Annotated in this window: 19 protein-coding genes; 11 read left to right on the top strand and 8 right to left on the bottom strand. The window is 72.5% G+C overall.

Translation table 11 applies throughout. The features are described from left to right. Nucleotides 1-132: 132 nt before the first annotated feature. From D0D15_RS24860 to D0D15_RS24845, 4 genes are all read right to left on the bottom strand, one after another. Complete coding sequence (locus D0D15_RS24860) at nt 133-624, bottom strand: DinB family protein (RefSeq protein ID WP_167481558.1); 492 nt, start codon at nt 622-624, stop codon at nt 133-135. Nucleotides 625-634: 10 nt separating this feature from the next. Then, nucleotides 635-1,909, bottom strand: a complete 1,275-nt coding sequence (locus D0D15_RS24855; protein WP_115944778.1) for a hypothetical protein — start codon at nt 1,907-1,909, stop codon at nt 635-637. A 75-nt stretch (nt 1,910-1,984) separates the two neighbouring features. Next, nucleotides 1,985-2,314: a DUF4180 domain-containing protein gene (locus D0D15_RS24850; RefSeq protein WP_094007747.1), complete on the bottom strand. Its 330-nt coding sequence runs from the start codon at nt 2,312-2,314 to the stop codon at nt 1,985-1,987. 26 nt (nt 2,315-2,340) lie between these two features. Continuing rightward, the gene (locus tag D0D15_RS24845; protein WP_233157438.1) at nt 2,341-3,507 is read right to left on the bottom strand and encodes a PucR family transcriptional regulator; all 1,167 of its coding nucleotides are present in this window, start codon (nt 3,505-3,507) and stop codon (nt 2,341-2,343) included. 114 nt (nt 3,508-3,621) lie between these two features. Here D0D15_RS24845 and D0D15_RS24840 point away from each other — a divergent pair, with 114 nt between their 5' ends. Next, nucleotides 3,622-5,151: a long-chain-fatty-acid--CoA ligase gene (locus D0D15_RS24840; RefSeq protein WP_094007745.1), complete on the top strand. Its 1,530-nt coding sequence runs from the start codon at nt 3,622-3,624 to the stop codon at nt 5,149-5,151. A gap of 27 nt (nt 5,152-5,178) precedes the next feature. Continuing rightward, nucleotides 5,179-5,628, top strand: a complete 450-nt coding sequence (locus D0D15_RS24835) for an ATP-binding protein (protein ID WP_233157437.1) — start codon at nt 5,179-5,181, stop codon at nt 5,626-5,628. Here the strand turns inward: D0D15_RS24835 and D0D15_RS24830 are convergent. From D0D15_RS24830 to D0D15_RS24820, 3 genes are all read right to left on the bottom strand, one after another. Continuing rightward, the gene (locus D0D15_RS24830) at nt 5,617-6,483 is read right to left on the bottom strand and encodes an SGNH/GDSL hydrolase family protein (RefSeq protein WP_115944776.1); all 867 of its coding nucleotides are present in this window, start codon (nt 6,481-6,483) and stop codon (nt 5,617-5,619) included. The genes D0D15_RS24835 and D0D15_RS24830 overlap by 12 nt on opposite strands. A 144-nt stretch (nt 6,484-6,627) precedes the next feature. After that, the gene (locus tag D0D15_RS24825; protein ID WP_094007743.1) at nt 6,628-7,794 is read right to left on the bottom strand and encodes an acyl-CoA dehydrogenase family protein; all 1,167 of its coding nucleotides are present in this window, start codon (nt 7,792-7,794) and stop codon (nt 6,628-6,630) included. After that, complete coding sequence (locus D0D15_RS24820) at nt 7,791-9,011, bottom strand: amidase (protein ID WP_115944775.1); 1,221 nt, start codon at nt 9,009-9,011, stop codon at nt 7,791-7,793. Before D0D15_RS24820 ends, D0D15_RS24825 begins: the two co-directional genes overlap by 4 nt. A gap of 72 nt (nt 9,012-9,083) precedes the next feature. Between D0D15_RS24820 and D0D15_RS24815 the strand changes: the two genes are divergently transcribed. After that, nucleotides 9,084-9,359: a DUF2277 domain-containing protein gene (locus tag D0D15_RS24815; protein WP_094007741.1), complete on the top strand. Its 276-nt coding sequence runs from the start codon at nt 9,084-9,086 to the stop codon at nt 9,357-9,359. Here the strand turns inward: D0D15_RS24815 and D0D15_RS24810 are convergent. Beyond that, nucleotides 9,347-9,943 carry a class I SAM-dependent methyltransferase gene (locus D0D15_RS24810; protein ID WP_094007740.1) on the bottom strand — a complete coding sequence of 199 codons (597 nt, stop codon included), beginning with the start codon at nt 9,941-9,943 and terminating at the stop codon, nt 9,347-9,349. The genes D0D15_RS24815 and D0D15_RS24810 overlap by 13 nt on opposite strands. A 76-nt stretch (nt 9,944-10,019) precedes the next feature. Here D0D15_RS24810 and folC point away from each other — a divergent pair, with 76 nt between their 5' ends. The 8 genes from folC to D0D15_RS24770 all read left to right on the top strand — a co-directional run bounded on the left by folC (nt 10,020) and on the right by D0D15_RS24770 (nt 17,022). Next, complete coding sequence (folC, locus tag D0D15_RS24805; RefSeq protein ID WP_115944774.1) at nt 10,020-11,489, top strand: bifunctional tetrahydrofolate synthase/dihydrofolate synthase; 1,470 nt, start codon at nt 10,020-10,022, stop codon at nt 11,487-11,489. Continuing rightward, the gene (locus D0D15_RS24800) at nt 11,486-11,878 is read left to right on the top strand and encodes a DUF4233 domain-containing protein (protein WP_094007738.1); all 393 of its coding nucleotides are present in this window, start codon (nt 11,486-11,488) and stop codon (nt 11,876-11,878) included. Before folC ends, D0D15_RS24800 begins: the two co-directional genes overlap by 4 nt. A 114-nt stretch (nt 11,879-11,992) precedes the next feature. Continuing rightward, nucleotides 11,993-12,358, top strand: a complete 366-nt coding sequence (locus D0D15_RS24795) for a DUF4260 family protein (RefSeq protein WP_094007737.1) — start codon at nt 11,993-11,995, stop codon at nt 12,356-12,358. A gap of 61 nt (nt 12,359-12,419) precedes the next feature. Continuing rightward, the gene (locus D0D15_RS24790) at nt 12,420-13,961 is read left to right on the top strand and encodes an alkaline phosphatase D family protein (RefSeq protein ID WP_094007736.1); all 1,542 of its coding nucleotides are present in this window, start codon (nt 12,420-12,422) and stop codon (nt 13,959-13,961) included. Between the two features lie 54 nt (nt 13,962-14,015). Continuing rightward, on the top strand, nt 14,016-14,426 hold the full coding sequence (gene ndk, locus D0D15_RS24785; protein WP_094007735.1) for a nucleoside-diphosphate kinase: 411 nt from the start codon (nt 14,016-14,018) through the stop codon (nt 14,424-14,426). A gap of 68 nt (nt 14,427-14,494) precedes the next feature. Next, nucleotides 14,495-15,250, top strand: coding sequence for an IclR family transcriptional regulator (locus D0D15_RS24780; protein WP_094007734.1), 756 nt, complete (start codon nt 14,495-14,497; stop codon nt 15,248-15,250). Nucleotides 15,251-15,307: 57 nt separating this feature from the next. Continuing rightward, the gene (locus D0D15_RS24775) at nt 15,308-16,219 is read left to right on the top strand and encodes an ABC transporter ATP-binding protein (RefSeq protein WP_094007809.1); all 912 of its coding nucleotides are present in this window, start codon (nt 15,308-15,310) and stop codon (nt 16,217-16,219) included. Then, nucleotides 16,219-17,022 (top strand): ABC transporter permease, encoded by an 804-nt coding sequence (locus tag D0D15_RS24770; protein ID WP_094007733.1) that lies wholly within the window; start codon nt 16,219-16,221, stop codon nt 17,020-17,022. The genes D0D15_RS24775 and D0D15_RS24770 overlap by 1 nt, the downstream gene beginning before the upstream one ends. The last annotated feature ends 572 nt before the right edge of the window (nt 17,023-17,594 follow it).

Here is a 17,594-nt window from a genome sequence, read left to right as displayed (position 1 = left end):
CGTTCGCGCGGGTACCACAGGCGCAGGGTGGAAGTAGGCCGCTTCGGCCGGGTCCGGCGCGGGCACCGTCGCCAGCCGCCATTCGTTGCCGGGCACGTCCGGCGTACGGGACGGAGCCGCCGCCCCGCGCGGTCAGCGGCCGGTGGAGCCGTCGATCTGTTCGCGCAGGATGTCGGCGTGGCCGGCGTGCCGGGCGGTCTCCTCGATCATGTGCACGAGCAGCCAGCGCATCGACGGCGGCTTGGTCTCCCGCAGCGAACGCGCGCCCGGCCGGTCCAGGTCCGCGCACCCGGCGACGATCGCGTTGCCGCGTTCCACCATCGCGCGGTACTCGGCGACCAGCGAATCCGTCGTGTCGGCCGCCGTGGGGACGGCGTCGTCGTCCCACAGCTCGACCTCTTCGCCCGCGTAGGCCCACACGAACCAGTTGTGCTCGACCGCGGTCAGGTGCTTCACCAGCCGCAGCAGGCTCGTGCCGGACGGGACGCCCGCGGCGCGCGCGGCCTCGTCCGGCACCCCGGTGGCCTTCGCGATGATCGATTCCCGCAGGTAATCGAGGAAGGCCACCAGTGTCGTCCGCTCGTCGGAGTTCAGGCTGGGGGGACGCAGGTCGCCGCGTGTCATGGTGCTCACCCTAAGCGGGCGGGTAGACGAGGATGCTCTCGCCACCGTTGGTGGCGGTGCCCAGGTACGCCGCTCCGGCCGCGATGCCGTCGGGGATCTCGGTGCCGCCGGGCAGCGGCGTCGCCTGGCCGGTCAGCAGTGAGACGCTCACCGGCGTGTCGTCGCTGCCCGCCGTGCCGTAGGCGGTGCCATCCTCGCCGACCGCGGTCAGCTCGATCGCCCGCCGGCCGGCGGTTTCGGCGAAGCACTGGCCCTGCCCGGTCCGCAGGTCGAACGCTGTGAACCCGGCGAGCACGAACCGGTCCGACACCAGCGGGGTGAGACCGGACGGGCCGTGCGCGCCGCGGAGGTCACACCGCACCGAGCCGCGGACGTGCCCGGTGGCGGCGTCGTGCAGCGCCCACAGCCACTCGGTGGGGTCCTCGGTCGGCCACCCGGCGAGGATCGTCTCGCCGTCCGGGGACGCGACGATCTCGACGTTGCGGAAGCCCTCGTTCGGACTCGCACCGGAGGGCACCACGTCGTCGCTGATCCACCCGCCCGGGACCCAGAACGCCTGGAAGCCCTGCACCAGCGGGCCGTTCGCGGTCATGCCGACGACGGTCATCCCGTCCGCGCACGAGCCGATGGCGTGCGGGCAGTCCTTCGGCGGCCGCAGCTGGGCGCCGTCCGCCGGGTAGCTCGTCATGCTGCCGTCCGCGACGCGCACCACCGTGACGCCGTCGCCGTTCTCCAGGAAGACCCGGCCATCGGCCTGGGCCCAGTAGTCGCCGACCGCGACGGGCAGGCTGATCTCCCGCTCGGGCGTGACCGAACCGGACGAGTCGGTGCCGTACACGTAGAGGCGCGTGCTCCGCGCGGGTTTGTCCACGCCGTTGTCCTCGCCCGCGCCGGTGGTGGCGAGTACCGCGTACTCCCGGTCGCCGTCGGTGGTGACGAACACCGTCGAGCCGAGACGGCCGCTGTCGAGTTCCGGCACTGGCGCGCTGCGCCACCGGATCGCCCCGGTGACGGCGTCGTTCGCGACCACGTGCACCCCGTCCGGGCCGCTCGCGAGCACGAGCAGCAGCCCGGCCCGCGGCGCACCCGTGGGGCGGGCGAACTCGACGTCCTGGTCCTCGCTGATCGACCAGCCCCGGGCGCTGTCGAACGCAGCGGGCACCGGTTCCCGCGGCGCGGCCGGCGCGGCGCTGGTCGACGGTGGCGGCGCGGCCGGGTGCCCGCCATCGGAACCACATCCGGCGAGCACCACGACCGCGCAGGCCGCCGCCAGAACCCCCGTCACCTTGTGCACCACGTCGTCGCTCCCAGTCGATCATCGAAACCGGGGCTGAGACGCGGGTGCGGCGGAACCGGTTCCTCAGGCGGCCGGCCGGAGCCGGGCCTCCAGCGCGTCCAGGTCCGGCGCGAACCACACCTGCCGGCCCCGGTTCGACTCCCGCACGTAGGCGGCCAGCGCCTCGCTCGCCGCGGTGAACCGCGAGATGTCGCCGACGATCGCCAGCCGGAACCCGTAGTTCAGGAACTTCTGGGTGACCGCGCCCGCGATGCCCGTGCTCAGGTCGAAGAACCCCGGGTCCAGCCGCTCCACCGGCAGGACGAGCCACTCGACGTCCTGCCCGTAGAGCTGCCCCATCACGTCGATCGCGTCAGCCTCGGACGCGATCGGGCTCTCAATCACCTTGTACATACCTTCAATGTACCAGATAGGGACGTTTAGGGAAGCATGCGTAAGGCTTGGAGGGCGGCGGACAGCTCCGCGACCGCCGCCGGATCCGCCAGCTTCCGCCCGGTCAGCTCCTCGATCCGCCGCAGCCGGTACCGCACGGTGTTGGGGTGGCAGAACAGCCGCCGCGCCGCCTCGCCCGCCGATCCGCCCGCGCCGAACCAGCACTCCAGCGTGTCGACCAGCGTCGCGCCGTCGCCGAGCGCCAGCACCGGGCCGAGCACCCGGGCGGCGACCTGCCCGGCCTCGGCGGGCGCCGCCGCCATCAGCACCGCGAGCGGGGTGTCGGCGAACTGCGCGACCTCACCTTCACCGAGCCCGCGCAGCGCCAGCCGCGCGAACTGCAGGGCCTGCGGTGTCTCCCGCAGCGCGGAGTACAGCGGGCTGACGCCCGCGCGCGCGTTCGTCCGCCGCAGCACCGCGAGCACACCGTCCACAGTGGCCGATGGCGGCAGCGACAGCACCCCGATCTGCTGGTTCGGCTGCAGCCGCCAGGCCGACCGGATGTCGGAGGCGTCCAGCCGGGAGGCGATCTCCGGCAACGCTTCCCGGCCCGGCTCGGGCGTCGCCGCCGCTACGACCAGGAACCGCCCCTCGACCGGCAGCCGCAGCGTGTGCGCGGTCTCCCACAGCGACCGCTGGTCGGCGATCTCCCCGGACAGCAGCGCCTCGACCAGCACCGACCGGCGGTGCTCGTCGCGCAGCATCATCTCGGCGACGGCGTCCCGGTAGGCCGCGGTCATCGCGTCGGCGACGTCCCCGGCCAGCTGCCACACCTCGGCGACCATGTCCACCAGGGCGGCGTCGTCGATGGCCCGGGACGCGCGGGCCTCGGCGGCGATCGCGGCCCACAGCGCGCCGAACCCGACCCGGAAGGCGGCCAGCACCTCGGGCAGCGGCGCGGCCTGCCGGGCCCGCTCCCGTCCGGTGGCGTGCGCGGCGGCCAGGTCCGGCGGCTCGCCCGCGATCAGGGCGCGCAGGATCAGCCGCAGGTTGTCCTGTACGGACGCGGCCAGCGAGCTGTCCGGCACGTCGTCGCTGACCACGTAGAAGTCGATCTCGTCCCGGATCCGGGCGGTCATCTGGGCGGCGAGGGAGTCCAGCCGGGCCAGCAGGGTCGCCGCCACGGCCGGCAGCCCGGGGGCGGTGCGCGACACGTCCGCCATTGTTCCCCACGACAACGAGCACCGGGCATCGGTTGTCCGCGCGGACATGGGCCGGGCGGGTGGCGGCACGCACGATGGTCGGAACGAGCTAGCGGAGGACATTCGATGACGAATCTCGCGCACATCCTGGCAAATACCGCTCGGCGGCAGCCCGACGCGCCCGCCCAGCGCCTCGGCGACGCGGTGCTCACCTACGCCGGTCTCGACGAGGCCGCCGCCAAGGTCGCCGCCCAGCTGCGGGCCGAGGGGCTCCAGTCCGGTGAGCGCGTGTGCGTGATGCTGCCGAACATCCTGCCCTTCGCCCCGCTCTACTACGGCATCCTGCGGGCGGGCGGGGTGGTCGTGCCGATGAACCCGCTGCTCAAGGCCCGCGAGGTGGAGCACTACCTCACCGACTCGGGCGCCGTGCGGCTGTTCGTGTTCGCCGGGGTCGCCGAGGAGGCCGGCAAGGCCGCGGCCGCGGCCGGGGTGCCCTGCACCGTCGTCGACCCGGCCGCGTTCCTGACCGGGCTGACCGCGCAGCCGCAGCCGGAGATCGCGCCCCGCGAGGACAACGACCCGGCCGTCATCCTCTACACCTCGGGCACCACCGGTCGGCCCAAGGGCGCCGTGCTCACGCACGCCAACCTGCGCAGCAACATCACGACCGTGGCGAGCAGCCTGTTCGACCTGCGGCCGTCCGACGTCGTCATGGGCTGCCTGCCGCTGTTCCACACGTTCGGCCAGGCCTGCGCGCTCAACGCGGCGGTCTACCGCGGCTCGTGCCTGGTCCTGGTGCCGCGGTTCGAGCCGGCCGCCGTGCTCGACGCGATCGAGCGGTTCGGCGTCACCGTCTTCGAAGGCGTGCCGACCATGTACGGCGCGCTGCTGCAGCATCCCCGCGCCGCCGAGATCGACGCGAGCGCGTTGCGGGTGTGCGTGTCCGGCGGCGCCGCGCTGCCGGTCGAGGTCCTGCACGGGTTCGAGAAGGCCTTCGGGTGCGCGATCCTGGAGGGCTACGGGCTGTCCGAGACCTCGCCGGTGGTCACCTTCAACCACCCGGACCGGCCGCGCAAGGCCGGGTCGATCGGCACGCCCATCGACGGCGTGCGGGTGCGGCTGCTCGACGCCGACGGGGCGGAGGTCGCGCCCGGCGAGATCGGGGAGATCGCGGTGCAGGGCCCGAACGTGATGCGGGGCTACTGGAACCTGCCGGAGGCGACGGCCGAGGCGATCCCGGACGGCTGGCTGCGCACCGGCGACCTGGCCCGGCAGGACGAGGACGGCTACTACTTCATCGTCGACCGGAAGAAGGACCTCATCATCCGCGGGGGCTACAACGTGTATCCGCGGGAAATCGAAGAGGTCCTCTACGAACTCCCGGCCGTGGCGGAGGCCGCCGTGATCGGCGTGCCGCATCCCACCCACGGTGAGGAGGTCGCGGCGGCCGTCGCGCTCAAGGCCGGGGCCACCGCGACGGCCGACGAGCTGCGTGACTACGTCAAGGAACGGGTCGCCGCCTACAAGTACCCGCGGCAGGTGTGGCTGGTGCCGGAACTGCCCAAGGGGCCGACCGGGAAGATCCTGAAACGGCAGATCGGGGCGATCCTCCCGGAAAGGCCCAAGGACCCTTCAGCGGTTCCCACGGAAGTGTGACGATGGGGAAACCTGAAGGTGCTCGGAGTGGGGAAGCCGATGGACACGACGCCCAGGCCGTCGGGGTGCACCGAAACCAGCCTGCACTGCCGCTGGCCCGCCTCACCGCGTGACATCACGGCGCTGCGCTGCGAGCTCGTGCGGTGGGCCCAGGACCTCGACCTCCCCGGCCACCTCGCGCACGCGATCGGTCTCGCCGGCTACGAGGCGCTGACGAACTCGGTGACCCACGCCTACCCGGAGGGCACGGACGGGCCGGTCGAACTGCACGCGAGCCGGGACCACGACCTGATCGCGGTCACCGTCATCGACCGCGGCCGCTGGAAGATGCCGCCGCCGGGGCGCTCGATGTCCGACGGCCGCGGCCTGCGGCTGATCCGCGGGCTGGCCGGGCACGTCGAGGTCATGGCGACCGGCGAGGGCACCACGGTGTCGATGACCTGGCAGCTTCCGCCAGCCGCGCGGTCAATCGCGTAGGTGCGCGTACGTCACCGTGGCGACGCCCTGCATGCCGACGAAGAACGGGTGGTAGTTCGCGGCCCACGGCTTGAGGTCCTTGCCGTTGATCCACGCCTGCCCGGGCGGGGCGCACGCGTCGTGGCCCAGCGACGGGGTGAAGGTGTCCACATAGGACGCGTCACCGTCGTCGGCGACCGCCGCGGCCAGCGCCGCGTTGAGTTCCTCCTCCACGCTGTTGAGCCACGGGTAGTCGCCGTCGGCGAAGGGCAGGACGTCCGGGCAGGTGCCGGTCGGCGGCGCGATGCGCGGGTAGCCGATCGCCAGCACCTCCGCGTTCGGGGCGCGGTCGTGGATCTCGCCGAGCACCGCGGTCACGTTGGCCTGCGTCTGCGGCAACCGGGCCTTGATCGTGTCGACGCCGTTGACGGTGAAGTGGCGCTCGCACGGGTTGCCGGTGGGATCCGAAGCCCGCAGGCCCGGGCAGGTGCCGATGATCGTGCCGAACACGCTGTAGTCGTTGCCCCCGATGCCGAGCGTGACCAGGTCGGTGTCCGGCCGGAGGGCGTCCAGCTGCGGCGGGTTCGGGCCGAGCAGCACGTCCTGCGGGGCGGCCATGTCGCGGGTGTCCGCGCCGCTGCAGGAGACGTCGGTGAACGAGCCGACCCGCAGCGCGATCGCCAGCAGCGACGGGTAGTTGCCGGTGGAGCGGAAGCAGCCGACCGGGTCGAGGCGCTGCAGCGGGATCAGCGGGCCGGCCGTGTAGGAGTCGCCGAGGGCGACGTAGTGCCGGTACCGGGGCGCGGCGGAGGCCGTGAGCGTCGAGGCGAGCAACGTGCAGGCGGCGACCAGGAGGACGAGCATGCTGCGGCGCATGACTTCTTCTTAACCCCTGCCGGAGCGCGCTACCGCCGCCATTCGGGTGGGGCAGGCCGTTTGTCACCCGCGCGGGTGGCCGCCGAACTGCCCGCCGCCCGTCCGTGCGGGTGGTGAGCGGTCTCCGCTCACCACCCGGCCGGCTCAGCGGTAGGCGCTCTGCCCGGTCAGCAGCTGCCCCAGCACCAGCGTGTGGATCTCCTCGGTGCCCTCGTAGGTCAGCACGCTCTCCAGGTTGTTGGCGTGCCGCAGCACCGGGTACTCCAGGCTGATCCCGTTCGCCGCCAGGATCGTGCGCGCCGTGCGGGCGATGTCGATCGCGGTGCGCACGTTGTTCAGCTTGCCGAAGCTGACCAGCTCGGGCGGCAGCTCACCGGCGTCCTTGCGGCGGCCCAGGTGCACCGCGAGCAGCATGGCCTTGTTCAGCTCCAGCGCCATCCCGACGAGTTTCTGCTGCGTCAGCTGGAAACCACCGATCGGGCGGCCGAACTGCTCACGCGTCGCCGCGTAGTCGAGCGCGCTCTCGTAGCAGGTCCGGGCCGCGCCGAGGGCGCCGAACAGGATGCCGAACCGCGCCTCGGACAGGCACGACAGCGGGCCCTTCAGCCCGGTCACGCCGGGCAGGACCGCGTCGCCGGGCAGGCGCAGGTCGTCGAACGACAGCTCGGCCGTCGCCGACATCCGCAGCGACAGCTTGTGCTTGATCTCCCGCGCGGTGAACCCCGGCGTGTCCGTCGGCACGACGAATCCACGCACACCCTCGTCCGTGCGCGCCCACACCACCGCGACGTCGGCGAGGGTGCCGTTGGTGATCCACATCTTGGAGCCGTTGAGGATCCAGTCCCCGCCGTCGCGCTTGGCGAACGTGCGCATGTCGCCCGGATCGGACCCGCGGTCGGGCTCGGTCAGGCCGAAGCAGCCGATCGCCTCGCCGCGCGCCATCGACGGCAGCCAGCGGTCCTTCTGCTCGTCCGAGCCGTACTTCCAGATCGGGAACATCGCCAGCGAACCCTGCACGGACACGAAACTGCGCAGCCCGCTGTCACCGGCCTCCAGCTCCAGGCACGCCAGGCCGTAGGCGGTGGCGCTGGTGCCCGCGCAGCCGTAGCCGGTCAGGTGCATGCCGAGCAGGCCCATCTCGCCGAGCTGCCCCACCAGGTGCTTCGGGAACGTCGCGTCCTCGAACCACTGGCCGGCGTGGTCGGCGACCTCCTTGCGGACGAAGGTCCGCACCGTGTCCGCGATCTCGCGCTCCTCCTCGTTCAGCAGATCGCGGATGCCGAGCAGGTCACGGGGGTCGGGCTTCGTCATGAGCACGTTCTTCCTGTGCGGGCCCGGGCCAGGGCACGGGCGGGTGGACCGGCTTCGATCGCTCCGCCGAGCAGGCAGAGCAGGGCCTCCTGCCGCCGCGGTCCGACGAGCTGGGCGCCGACCGGGAGACCGGCAGCGGTCAGCCCCGCGGGGACCGTCAGCGCGGGATGCCCGCTCACGGAGGCTAGTGCGGTCAGCCGGTAGTAGGCGTTCTCGAGTGACTCTCCTCGCCCGCCGAGTTCGACCACGTCGGTGTCGCCCGGGGCGGCGGTGACCGGCAGGGTCGGCATCAGCAGGGCGTCCACCTCGGTGAACGCGGCGTCCACCTCGGCGGCGATCTCGGCGGCGCGGGCGCGGGCGGCGTCGTAGTCGTCCCGGCTCACCTCGGTGCCCGCCTTGAGCTGCCCGATCGCGCGCCCGCGCAGCCCGGACGGGTCGTCCTGGTACGCCCGCCACCACAGCTGGGCGGATTCGTAGAGCATCGTGGTGAACCCGGCCGTGCGCGCGTGCCGGTGGCCCAGCGGCAGCTCGACCGGCACGAGCACCGCGCCCGCCGCACGCAGCGTGTCCGCGGCCGACTCGACGACCCGCAGCACCTCGGGGTCGATCTTGGTGCCCCACAGGTGCTCCGGCCACCCCAGGCGCAGCCCCTCGACGGTGTCCGGCGCGGGCTCGGCGGTACCGGCCAGGATCCGGTGGACCCGCAGGCAGTCCGCCGCGGTGCGCGCGATCGGGCCGACGGTGTCCATGGACGGCACCAGTGCGGTGACTCCGCGCATGGGTACGGTGCCGTGCGTCGGCCGCAGCCCGGCGACCCCGCAGAGCGCGGCCGGGATGCGGATCGAGCCGCCGGTGTCGGTGCCGAGCGCGACGGGCACGTCCCCGGCGGCGACCGCGACCGCCGACCCGCCGCTGGACCCGCCCGCGTCCCGGTCCGGGGCCCACGGGTTGCGGCAGCCGGGCGTGCGGACCGACCACGCGAGTTCCGGCACCGTGGTCCGGGCGACCGGGACGTATCCGGCGGCGCGCAGCCGGGCGACCGGCTCGGCGTCCTCGGTCGCGGCGTGGTGCCCCAGACCGGGCGTGCCGTTGCGCGTCGTCTGGCCGGCCACGTCCAGGAAGTCCTTGACGGCGAAGGGGATTCCGGTCTCCGGAAGGGGAAAGCGCTCGACGTAGGCGCCGAAGTCGGTCGACAGCGCGTACACCTCCTCGTGCACGGGGAACTTTCCCGAGAGCTTGCCCGATCAGTGTGACCCCGTCGAGGGCGCGGCGCGCGTAGTCTCGGCCACATGTGCCGAAACATCACCGTGCTCCGCGGGCTGGAGCCGTCGGCGACGGCGGAGGAGATCGAGGCCGCGGCGCGCCAGTACGTGCGCAAGGTGAGCGGGGTGCAGACCCTGTCCGACGCCACGCGCGAACCGTTCGAACGGGCCGTCGCGGAGATCGCCGAGATCACCACGCGGCTGCTCGGCGAGCTGCCCGCGCGCCGCCAGCCCCCGGCGACGGTGCCCCCGCTGCGGCGGCCCGAGGTGCGCGCCCGGATCGCCGCGCGTCAGGCGCGGTAGACCAGCAGGTAGCGGAAGAACAGCAGCGGCCGCACGCTCGATCCGGGCAGCAGCCGCGCCGAGTCGTGCCGCACCTGCGTCATCGTCGTGTCCCAGTCGCGCACCGGCGCCGTCGCGACCGGGTCCGGGCCGCCGTTGAGCCGGTCGCCGGCCGCGACGACCAGCCGGGCCGCCAGGTTGACCGGCGGCGCGAGCAGGCCCCACTTCACCCAGTCGGCGACCGAACGCGGCTTGGCCAGGCCGAGCACCGCCAGCACCCCGCCCGGGTTCAGCGCCGCGCGCAGCTTCGTCACGGTCTCGAACGGCACGTGGTGCAGCGACGCCAGGCACGAGACGAAGTCGTAGCGCCCCAGCTCCGCCGTCGTGACGTCCGCGTGCCGGTAGGTGATCGTCTCCGGTCCCAGCGCCCGCGCCACCGCGATCATCTCGCCGGACGGGTCGATGCCCTCCACCGACAGACCGGCCGCGGCGAGCCTGCGGGCGAAGCGCCCGGCGCCGCAGCCCACGTCGAGCGCCGTGCGCGCCCCGGCGGGGACGTGCCGCAGCAGCAACCGGTGGTAGGCGTGGTTGTGGTCGAACGGCATGCAGCCCAACCTGCCAGGACCCGCGAAAGTAGACTCGGCGGGGTAGTCAACCCCCCGGCCGGAGTAGGGAGAACGCGTGACATCGGGCGAGGACGAGGAGTACCCGGTGGAGCTGTCCAGCGGGGGCAACTTCGTGGCCGGGCCCCTGCCCCGCGACCAGGCCGAGCGCGACCCGGTCGACCTCGAGGAGATCGAGCGCCAGGCCCGCCGCGAGCTGCTGCGGGTCGAGGCCGAGCTGAACCAGCGCTGGCCGGAGACGAAGATCGAGCCCTCGCTCGACCGCATCGCCGCGCTGATGACCGTGCTGGGCGACCCGCAGAAGACCTACCCCGTCATCCACGTCGCCGGCACCAACGGCAAGGGCTCGGTCACCCGCATGATCGACGCGCTGCTGTCCCGCCTCGGGCTGCGCGTCGGCCGCTACACCAGCCCGCACCTGCAGCTGGTCACCGAGCGCATCGCGGTCGACGGCGCCCCGATCGCCGCGTCCAAGTACGTCGACATCTACCGCGACATCCAGCCCTACATCGGCATGGTGGACAGCGCGGGCGGCCCGAAGATGAGCAAGTTCGAGGTGCTCACCGGCATGGCGTTCGCCGCGTTCGCCGACGCCCCGGTCGAGGTCGCGGTCATCGAGACCGGTATGGGCGGCACCTGGGACGCCACCAACGTCGCCGACGGCCAGGTCGCCGTCATCACCCCGATCGGCCTCGACCACACCGACTACCTCGGCGACAGCCTCGGCGAGATCGCGGGGGAGAAGGCCGGGATCATCAAGCCGGGCAGCGTCGCGATCCTCGCCGAGCAGGACCCCGAGGCGCAGCGCGTGCTGCTGGAGCGCACCGTCGAGGTGGACGCCACCGTCGCCCGCGCGGGCAGCGAGTTCGGCGTGCTGCGGCGTGAGATCGGGGTCGGCGGGCAGATGCTGAGCCTGCAGGGCCTCGGCGGGGTCTACGACGAGATCTTCCTGCCCCTGCACGGCGCCCACCAGGCGAACAACGCGCTGCTGGCGCTGGCCGCGGTCGAGGCGTTCTTCGGCGCGGGCAAGGACCGCCGGCTCGACCTCGACGCCGTGCGCGAGGGGTTCGCGGCGGTGCAGAACCCGGGTCGGCTGGAGCCCGTCCGCGCCGCGCCGACGGTGCTGCTCGACGCGGCCCACAACCCGCACGGCGCGCGGGCGCTGGCCGCCGCCATCGAGGAGGAGTTCGCGTTCCGCAAGCTCACCGCGGTGATCGGCGTGCTCGAGGACAAGGACGTGCGCGGGGTGCTGGAGGCGCTCGAACCGGTGGTCTCCGACGTGGTGATCACCAAGAACAGCTCGCCGCGCGCGATGCCGCTGGACGAGCTGAACGAGCTGGCCCTGGCGGTGTTCGGGGACGACCGGGTGGTCGCCGAGCCCAGCCTGGACGCGGCGGTGGAGACCGCGGTGGCGCTGGTCGAGGAGAGCGACGGCGGCGAACCGCTGGCCGGCGGCGGGGTGCTGATCACGGGTTCCGTCGTCACCGTCGGGGACGCGCGGACGTTGTTCGGGAAGGAGCCCGCGTGAGCGAGGAGAACACGGTCCGGCCCCCGGCGAAGGACCCGATGAAGTCGTTCCGCGGCGTGATGGCGGGGACCCTGATCTGCGAGGCCATCACGGTCGGTCTCGCGGTTCCGGTGATCGCCAACCTGGGCGGCGGCGTGGGCACCCTGGCCGGCTGGGGCGTCATCGTGATCGCCGTGCTGCACGTGCTGCTGTGCGGCGTGCTCAAGCGACGCTGGGCGGTGCCGGCCATCCTGGTCCTGCAGGTCGCGCTGGTGGCGTACTTCGTGGACACGGTGGCGATCGGCATCATCGGCCTGCTGTTCCTGGCGTTCTGGCTGTGGGCGCTGTGGCTGCGCAACGACGTGGCGCGCCGCATGGCCGAAGGCCGTCTGCCCAGCCAGCAGCAGTAGCGGCGATCCGAACCGAGAGCACCGCTCTTGACAAGAGCGCTCGGTGGGATCATGCTATGTCTTCATGAGAGCACTGCTCTCGAAATGGATAGCTGATCTCGGAGGAGTGTTCTCGTGAAGCGCATCGCCTGGGCCGTCGCCGGTGTCTTCCTGCTCGGGTTCGCCGTGTTCGAGGCCGTCCAGCACGGTGGCTGGACCATCGGCGCCCTGCTGCTCGGGCTGATCGGGCCGGACCTGACATTCCTGGTCGGCATCGGTGCCGAACCGGTCGAGCGCGGTGTGCTGCCGCGACGGGTCGTGCCGTTCTACAACGCAGCGCACTACTGGGCGGGGCCCGCCGTCCTGCTCGTGGTCTTCAGCTTCGTCACGAACCCCGCCGCCTTCACGCTCGGACTGGCCTGGCTGGCGCACATCGCCGTGGACCGCGTGTTCGGCTACGGTCTGCGCACGGCCGATGGCCGTCAGCGCGCCACCGCGTGAGTTCACCGTGCGGACAGCCGGAGTTGGCCCGTCGGCCCCCGAGCCCGCATAGAACTCCGGCATGACCGAACAGACTCGCCGCTCCGCCCTCAGAACCGGACTCGTCGGCGCCGGTGTCCTCGCCGCCGGGGTCCTGGGCAGCCCCTTCGCCAGCGCCGCCCTCGTCCGCAAGGACCGCCCGGTGCTGACCCACGGCATCCAGTCCGGCGACGTGACCCCGCACTCGGCACTGGTCTGGACCCGCGCCGACCGGCCGTCCCGCATGATCGTCGAGGTCTCACGCGACCCGTCCTTCCGGCACGCCCGGACCCTCCGGGGCCCGCTGCTGACCCCGGACACCGGCGGCACCGGCAAGCTGCGGATCTCCTCGCTCCCGCCAGGCACCGAGCTGCACTACCGGGTCACCGCCGAATCGCTCGACGGCCGCGTGAGCAGCGAGCCGTTGACCGGCAACGTCAAGACCGCGCCCGTGGGCCGCAGCGACGTGCGGCTGACGTGGTCGGGCGACGTGGCCGGCCAGGGCTGGGGCATCAACCCCGACATCGGCGGCATGACCGCCTACTCCGCGATGCTCGCCCGCAGGCCGGACCTGTTCCTGCACAGCGGCGACACGGTCTACGCCGACGGCCCGCTCACCGAGACGGTGACGCTCCCCGACGGCCGGGTGTGGCGCAACCTCGTCACCCCGGAGAAGACGAAGGTCGCCGAGACGCTCGACGAGTACCGCGGGCAGTTCGCCTACAACATGCTCGACGAGAACGTGCGCGCGTTCACCGCCGCCGTCCCCAGCTACGTCCAGTGGGACGACCACGAGGTGACCAACAACTGGTACCCGGGCGAGATCCTGGACTCCCCGCAGTACACCGAAAAGCGCGTCGACGTGCTGGCCGCGCGGGCGTTCCAGGCCTTCCACGAGTGGCAACCGATCGACCCGAAGCGCGCCGTGGACGGCCGCGTGTACCGCAGCTTCACCTACGGTTCTCGCCTCGAGGTGTTCGTGCTGGACATGCGGACCTACAAGGACGCCAACACGTCGGATCCGCGGCAGCCCGGGCAGGTCCTCGGCGAGAAGCAGGCGAAGTGGCTCGTCGACGGCCTGTCCCGCAGCCGCGCGACCTGGAAGATCGTGCAGGCCGACCTGCCGATCGGGCTCGCCGTGCCGGACGGATCCACCGGCATCGAGGGCGTGGCGAACAACCTGCCCGGCGCGCCCGCCGGCCGCGAGAGCGAGATCGCGTGGGTGCTGCGCGAGCTGGCGAGGCGGAAGGTGCGCAACACCGTGTGGCTCACCGCGGACGTGCACTACACGGCGGCGCACCACTATTCGCCGGACCGGGCCGCGGTGCAGGATTTCGACCCGTTCTGGGAATTCGTTTCCGGCCCGCTGCACGCCGGCGCGTTCGGCCCGAACAGCCTCGACCCGACGTTCGGCCCACAGGCCGTTTTCGTGCACGCCCCGCCCGCCGCGAACACCTCGCCGATGGCCGGTTTCCAGCATTTCGGCGAAATCAACATCGACGGCGGCTCCGGCGAACTGCGAGTCGATCTCCGTGACGGCACGGGTGCCTCGCTGTGGTCGACCACCCTGGAACCGCGGCGCTGACCAGGCCAGTAGGCTTCGGGCAATCCGTGCACGCAATAAAGGAGAAACACAGTCGTGAGTGAACGCACGCTGGTTCTGGTCAAGCCCGACGGCGTACAGCGCGGCCTCGTCGGCGAGGTCATCTCGCGCATCGAGCGCAAGGGGCTGAAGCTGGCCGCGCTGGAACTGCGCACCGTCGAGCGTTCGGTCGCCGAGGAGCACTACGCCGAGCACAAGGACAAGCCGTTCTTCGGCGAGCTGCTGGAGTTCATCACCTCCGGCCCGGTCGTGGCCATCGCCGTCGAGGGCGTGCGCGCCATCGCGGCCTTCCGCCAGCTGGCCGGCGGCACCGACCCGGTCGAGAAGGCCACCCCCGGCACCCTGCGCGGGGACTACGGCCTGGAGACCCAGTTCAACCTGGTGCACGGCTCGGACTCGCCCGAGTCGGCCGAGCGCGAGCTGAAGCTCTGGTTCCCCGACCTGTGAGTGACGGCGGGGGCTTTCGGTGAGGTTGATCCTTACCGGAAGCCCCTCCCGGGAATTACCATCCAGGGATGTCCGCCACTGAAGGCGATGTCCCTAAGTCGGTGCTGGCGCGCGGCCTCATGCTGCTGGACGCGTTCGAATCCGCCGACGCCGAACTCTCCCTGGCCGAGCTGTCCGCCCGCACGGGCCTGCCGAAGGCCACGGCGCACCGGCTGGTCGCCGAGCTCGTCCGCTGGGGCGGGCTGGAACGCGGCGGCGCCGGCTACCGGCTGAGCATGAAGCTGTTCGAACTCGGCCAGCGCGTGCCGCGGCGCCGTGAACTGCGCGAAGCGGCCTTGCCGTACCTGCAGGACCTGTACGAGGCCACGCACGAGAACATCCACCTCGCGGTGCCGGACGGCGGGCACACGCTGTTCCTGGAGAAGGTCACCGGCCACCGCTCGACGCCCATCGGATCGCGCGTCGGCAGCCGGATGCCGGTGCACTGCACCGCGACCGGCAAGGTGTTCCTCGCCCTCGGACCGCCGGAGTACTTCCGGCGCGTGACCGCGGCCGGACTGGCGCGCAAGACCCCGCGCACGATCGTCGCCCCGGGACTGCTGCGCCGCGACCTGGACCGCGCCGTGGCGCGCGGGTACGGGGTCAACCACGAGGAAGCCGAGGTCGGGGTCGCCGCGGTGGCCGCCCCGGTGTACGACCGGCGGCGACGGCTGATCGCCGCCGTGTCGATCACCGGCAGCGCCGAGCGCCTCGACGTGGAGCGGCTGGCGCCCGCGGTGCGCACCGCCGCGTCCGCGCTCACGCGGGAGCTGGCCGGGGCGTAAAGCGATCGAAAACTGTCGGTGGTCGGCTCTAGTCTGCGTGGTGTGGACGAACCGAGCATGGTGCAGGCCAAGGCGCTGGTGAAGCGCTTCGGCGACTTCGAGGCGGTGCGGGGGATCGACGTCGAGGTCCGGCGCGGGGAGGCGTTCGGCTTCCTCGGGCCCAACGGTGCCGGCAAGTCCTCGACGATGCGGATGATCGCGTCGGTGTCGCCGCGGTCCGACGGGGATCTGACGGTCCTCGGTATGGACCCGAACGTCGAGGGTCCGCGCATCCGCGCCCGGCTCGGGGTGGTGCCGCAGCAGGACAACCTCGACAACGAGCTGACCGTGCGGCAGAACCTGCAGGTGTACGGCCGCTACTTCGGGTTGTCCCGGGCGCAGGTGCGGCGCAAGGCGGTCGAGCTGATGGAGTTCGCGCAGCTGTCCGACCGGGCCGAGGACGAGGTGGAGCCGCTGTCCGGCGGCATGAAGCGGCGGCTGACCATCGCCCGCGCGCTGGTCAACGACCCGGAGCTGCTGCTGCTCGACGAGCCGACCACCGGCCTCGACCCGCAGGCGCGGCACCTGTTGTGGGACAGGCTGTTCCGGCTCAAGGCGCAGGGCGTCACGCTCATCATCACCACGCACTACATGGACGAGGCCGAGCAGCTGTGCGACCGGCTCGTGGTCATGGACGGCGGGCGGATCGTCGCCGAGGGGTCGCCTGCCGAGCTGATCCTGCGCTACTCCACGCGGGAGGTGGTGGAGCTGCGGTTCGCGCCGGGGGAGGAGGTGCCCGCGGATCGGGTGGCGGACCTGGCCGACCGGGTCGAGGTGCTGCCCGATCGGCTGCTGCTCTACACCGCGGCCGGGGAGTCCGCGCTGGAGCAGGTGCACCAGCGGGGCGTGCGGCCGCTGTCGTCGCTGGTGCGGCGGAGCTCGCTGGAGGACGTGTTCCTGCGCCTGACCGGACGGACCCTGGTGGACTGATGAGCGTTGCGTCGACGGGCCGGGTGGTGCCGGCGTGGCAGGGCGCGTGGTTGCGCGTCGAGGGGTACTGGGCGTGGTACCGCCGGTACTGGAAGTCCAATGTGTACTCGACCGGCCTGCAGCCGCTGCTGTTCCTGCTCGCGATGGGGCTCGGCTTCGGATCGCAGGTGCAGGCGGGCCCGGCCACCGGTGGACTGTCCTATGTGCACTACATCGCGCCCGCTCTGCTGGTGTCGGCGGCGTTGCAGAACGCGGTGGGGGAGTCGACGTACCCGGTGCTGTCGGGGTTCAAGTGGCAGAAGGACTACCTGGCCGTCACGGCGACGCCGGTCACGCCGGGGCAGGTGCTGGGCGGGCACCTGATCTGGGTGACGCTGCGGCTGCTGCTGGCCGGCGCGGTGTACGCGGTGATCGCGGTGCCGTTCGGGGCGTGGCTGAACGCGGGAGCGGTGTTGGTGGTGCTGGTCGGCGCGGTCACCGGGCTGGCGTGCGCCGCCCCGGTGACGGCCCTGGCGGCGACGACCTACGACGAGGGCGTCCGGTTCAACGCCGTGTTCCGGTTCGTGGTGATGCCGATGACGCTGTTCGCGGGCACGTTCTTCCCGATCGAGCAGATCCCGGTGGCGCTGCGCTGGCTGGCGTGGATCTCCCCGCTGTGGCACGGAAACGAACTGGCCCGCGGCGCGACACTGGGCGGCCTGGAGTGGCTGCCCGCGCTCGGGCACCTGGCGTTCCTGGCGGCACTGTTCACCACCGGAGCCCTCCTGGCCCGCCATTACTTCTACCGGCGCCTGGTGGTCTGACCATGCCCCACGACGCGCACCACACCCCGCCGACCCACGACCGGCCGCCGATGGCGACCCACCGCTGCCCGCCGATGGCGGCCCGCTGTTTCTCGCGCGCCAGCGCGCCAGCGCCCCGTTCGCCGGTGGTGCCGATGGCAGCCCGCCGCTCCTCGCGGCCGAGGCTGCCGGCCCACGACCGGCCGCCGATGGTGGCCCGCTGTTTCTGGTGCGCCAGGCCGCTGGCTCACCACGGGCCGCCGCTGGTGGCGCACTGTTTGTCGCGCGCGAGCGCGACAGCATGCCGCCTGCCGTTGGTGCCGGTGGCGGTCCGGTGTTTTTCGCGCGCCGCCGAGTCGGGCAACCGCCGCCCGCCGCTGGCGGCCCGCTACTTCTCACGCCCCACCCGCGACCGCCCGCCGGCCCTGCCGCCGCGCGGCAGCGCCCTACCGTCGTCCGGCTCTCGTGGGTGCGATCCCGCCCGGACGGTGCCGTCCCGCTTGCGGCCGGGAGCCACATCCGGCCCCCATCTTGGGAAGCCCGTGCTCCCGATGGCCACCTCGTCCCACGGCCCCTCCCGGACCCCCAGCCAC

This window comes from Amycolatopsis thermalba (genome assembly GCF_003385215.1).
In the GTDB taxonomy this organism is placed as follows: domain Bacteria; phylum Actinomycetota; class Actinomycetes; order Mycobacteriales; family Pseudonocardiaceae; genus Amycolatopsis_E; species Amycolatopsis_E thermalba.
The sequence above is the reverse complement of the archived record's forward strand: the minus strand, read 5'-3'. Positions and strand labels throughout refer to the sequence as shown.

Coding starts and splice junctions, on each gene's coding strand:
- D0D15_RS24850 (WP_094007747.1), bottom strand. CDS start 2,314: ATGTACAAGGTGATTGAGAGCCCGATCGCGTCCGAGGCTGACGCGATC.
- D0D15_RS24825 (WP_094007743.1), bottom strand. CDS start 7,794: ATGACGAAGCCCGACCCCCGTGACCTGCTCGGCATCCGCGATCTGCTG.
- D0D15_RS24780 (WP_094007734.1), top strand. CDS start 14,495: ATGTCCGCCACTGAAGGCGATGTCCCTAAGTCGGTGCTGGCGCGCGGC.
- D0D15_RS24770 (WP_094007733.1), top strand. CDS start 16,219: ATGAGCGTTGCGTCGACGGGCCGGGTGGTGCCGGCGTGGCAGGGCGCG.
- D0D15_RS24775 (WP_094007809.1), top strand. CDS start 15,308: ATGGTGCAGGCCAAGGCGCTGGTGAAGCGCTTCGGCGACTTCGAGGCG.
- D0D15_RS24840 (WP_094007745.1), top strand. CDS start 3,622: ATGACGAATCTCGCGCACATCCTGGCAAATACCGCTCGGCGGCAGCCC.
- D0D15_RS24860 (WP_167481558.1), bottom strand. CDS start 624: ATGACACGCGGCGACCTGCGTCCCCCCAGCCTGAACTCCGACGAGCGG.
- D0D15_RS24815 (WP_094007741.1), top strand. CDS start 9,084: ATGTGCCGAAACATCACCGTGCTCCGCGGGCTGGAGCCGTCGGCGACG.
- D0D15_RS24830 (WP_115944776.1), bottom strand. CDS start 6,483: ATGCGCCGCAGCATGCTCGTCCTCCTGGTCGCCGCCTGCACGTTGCTC.
- D0D15_RS24790 (WP_094007736.1), top strand. CDS start 12,420: ATGACCGAACAGACTCGCCGCTCCGCCCTCAGAACCGGACTCGTCGGC.
- D0D15_RS24810 (WP_094007740.1), bottom strand. CDS start 9,943: ATGCCGTTCGACCACAACCACGCCTACCACCGGTTGCTGCTGCGGCAC.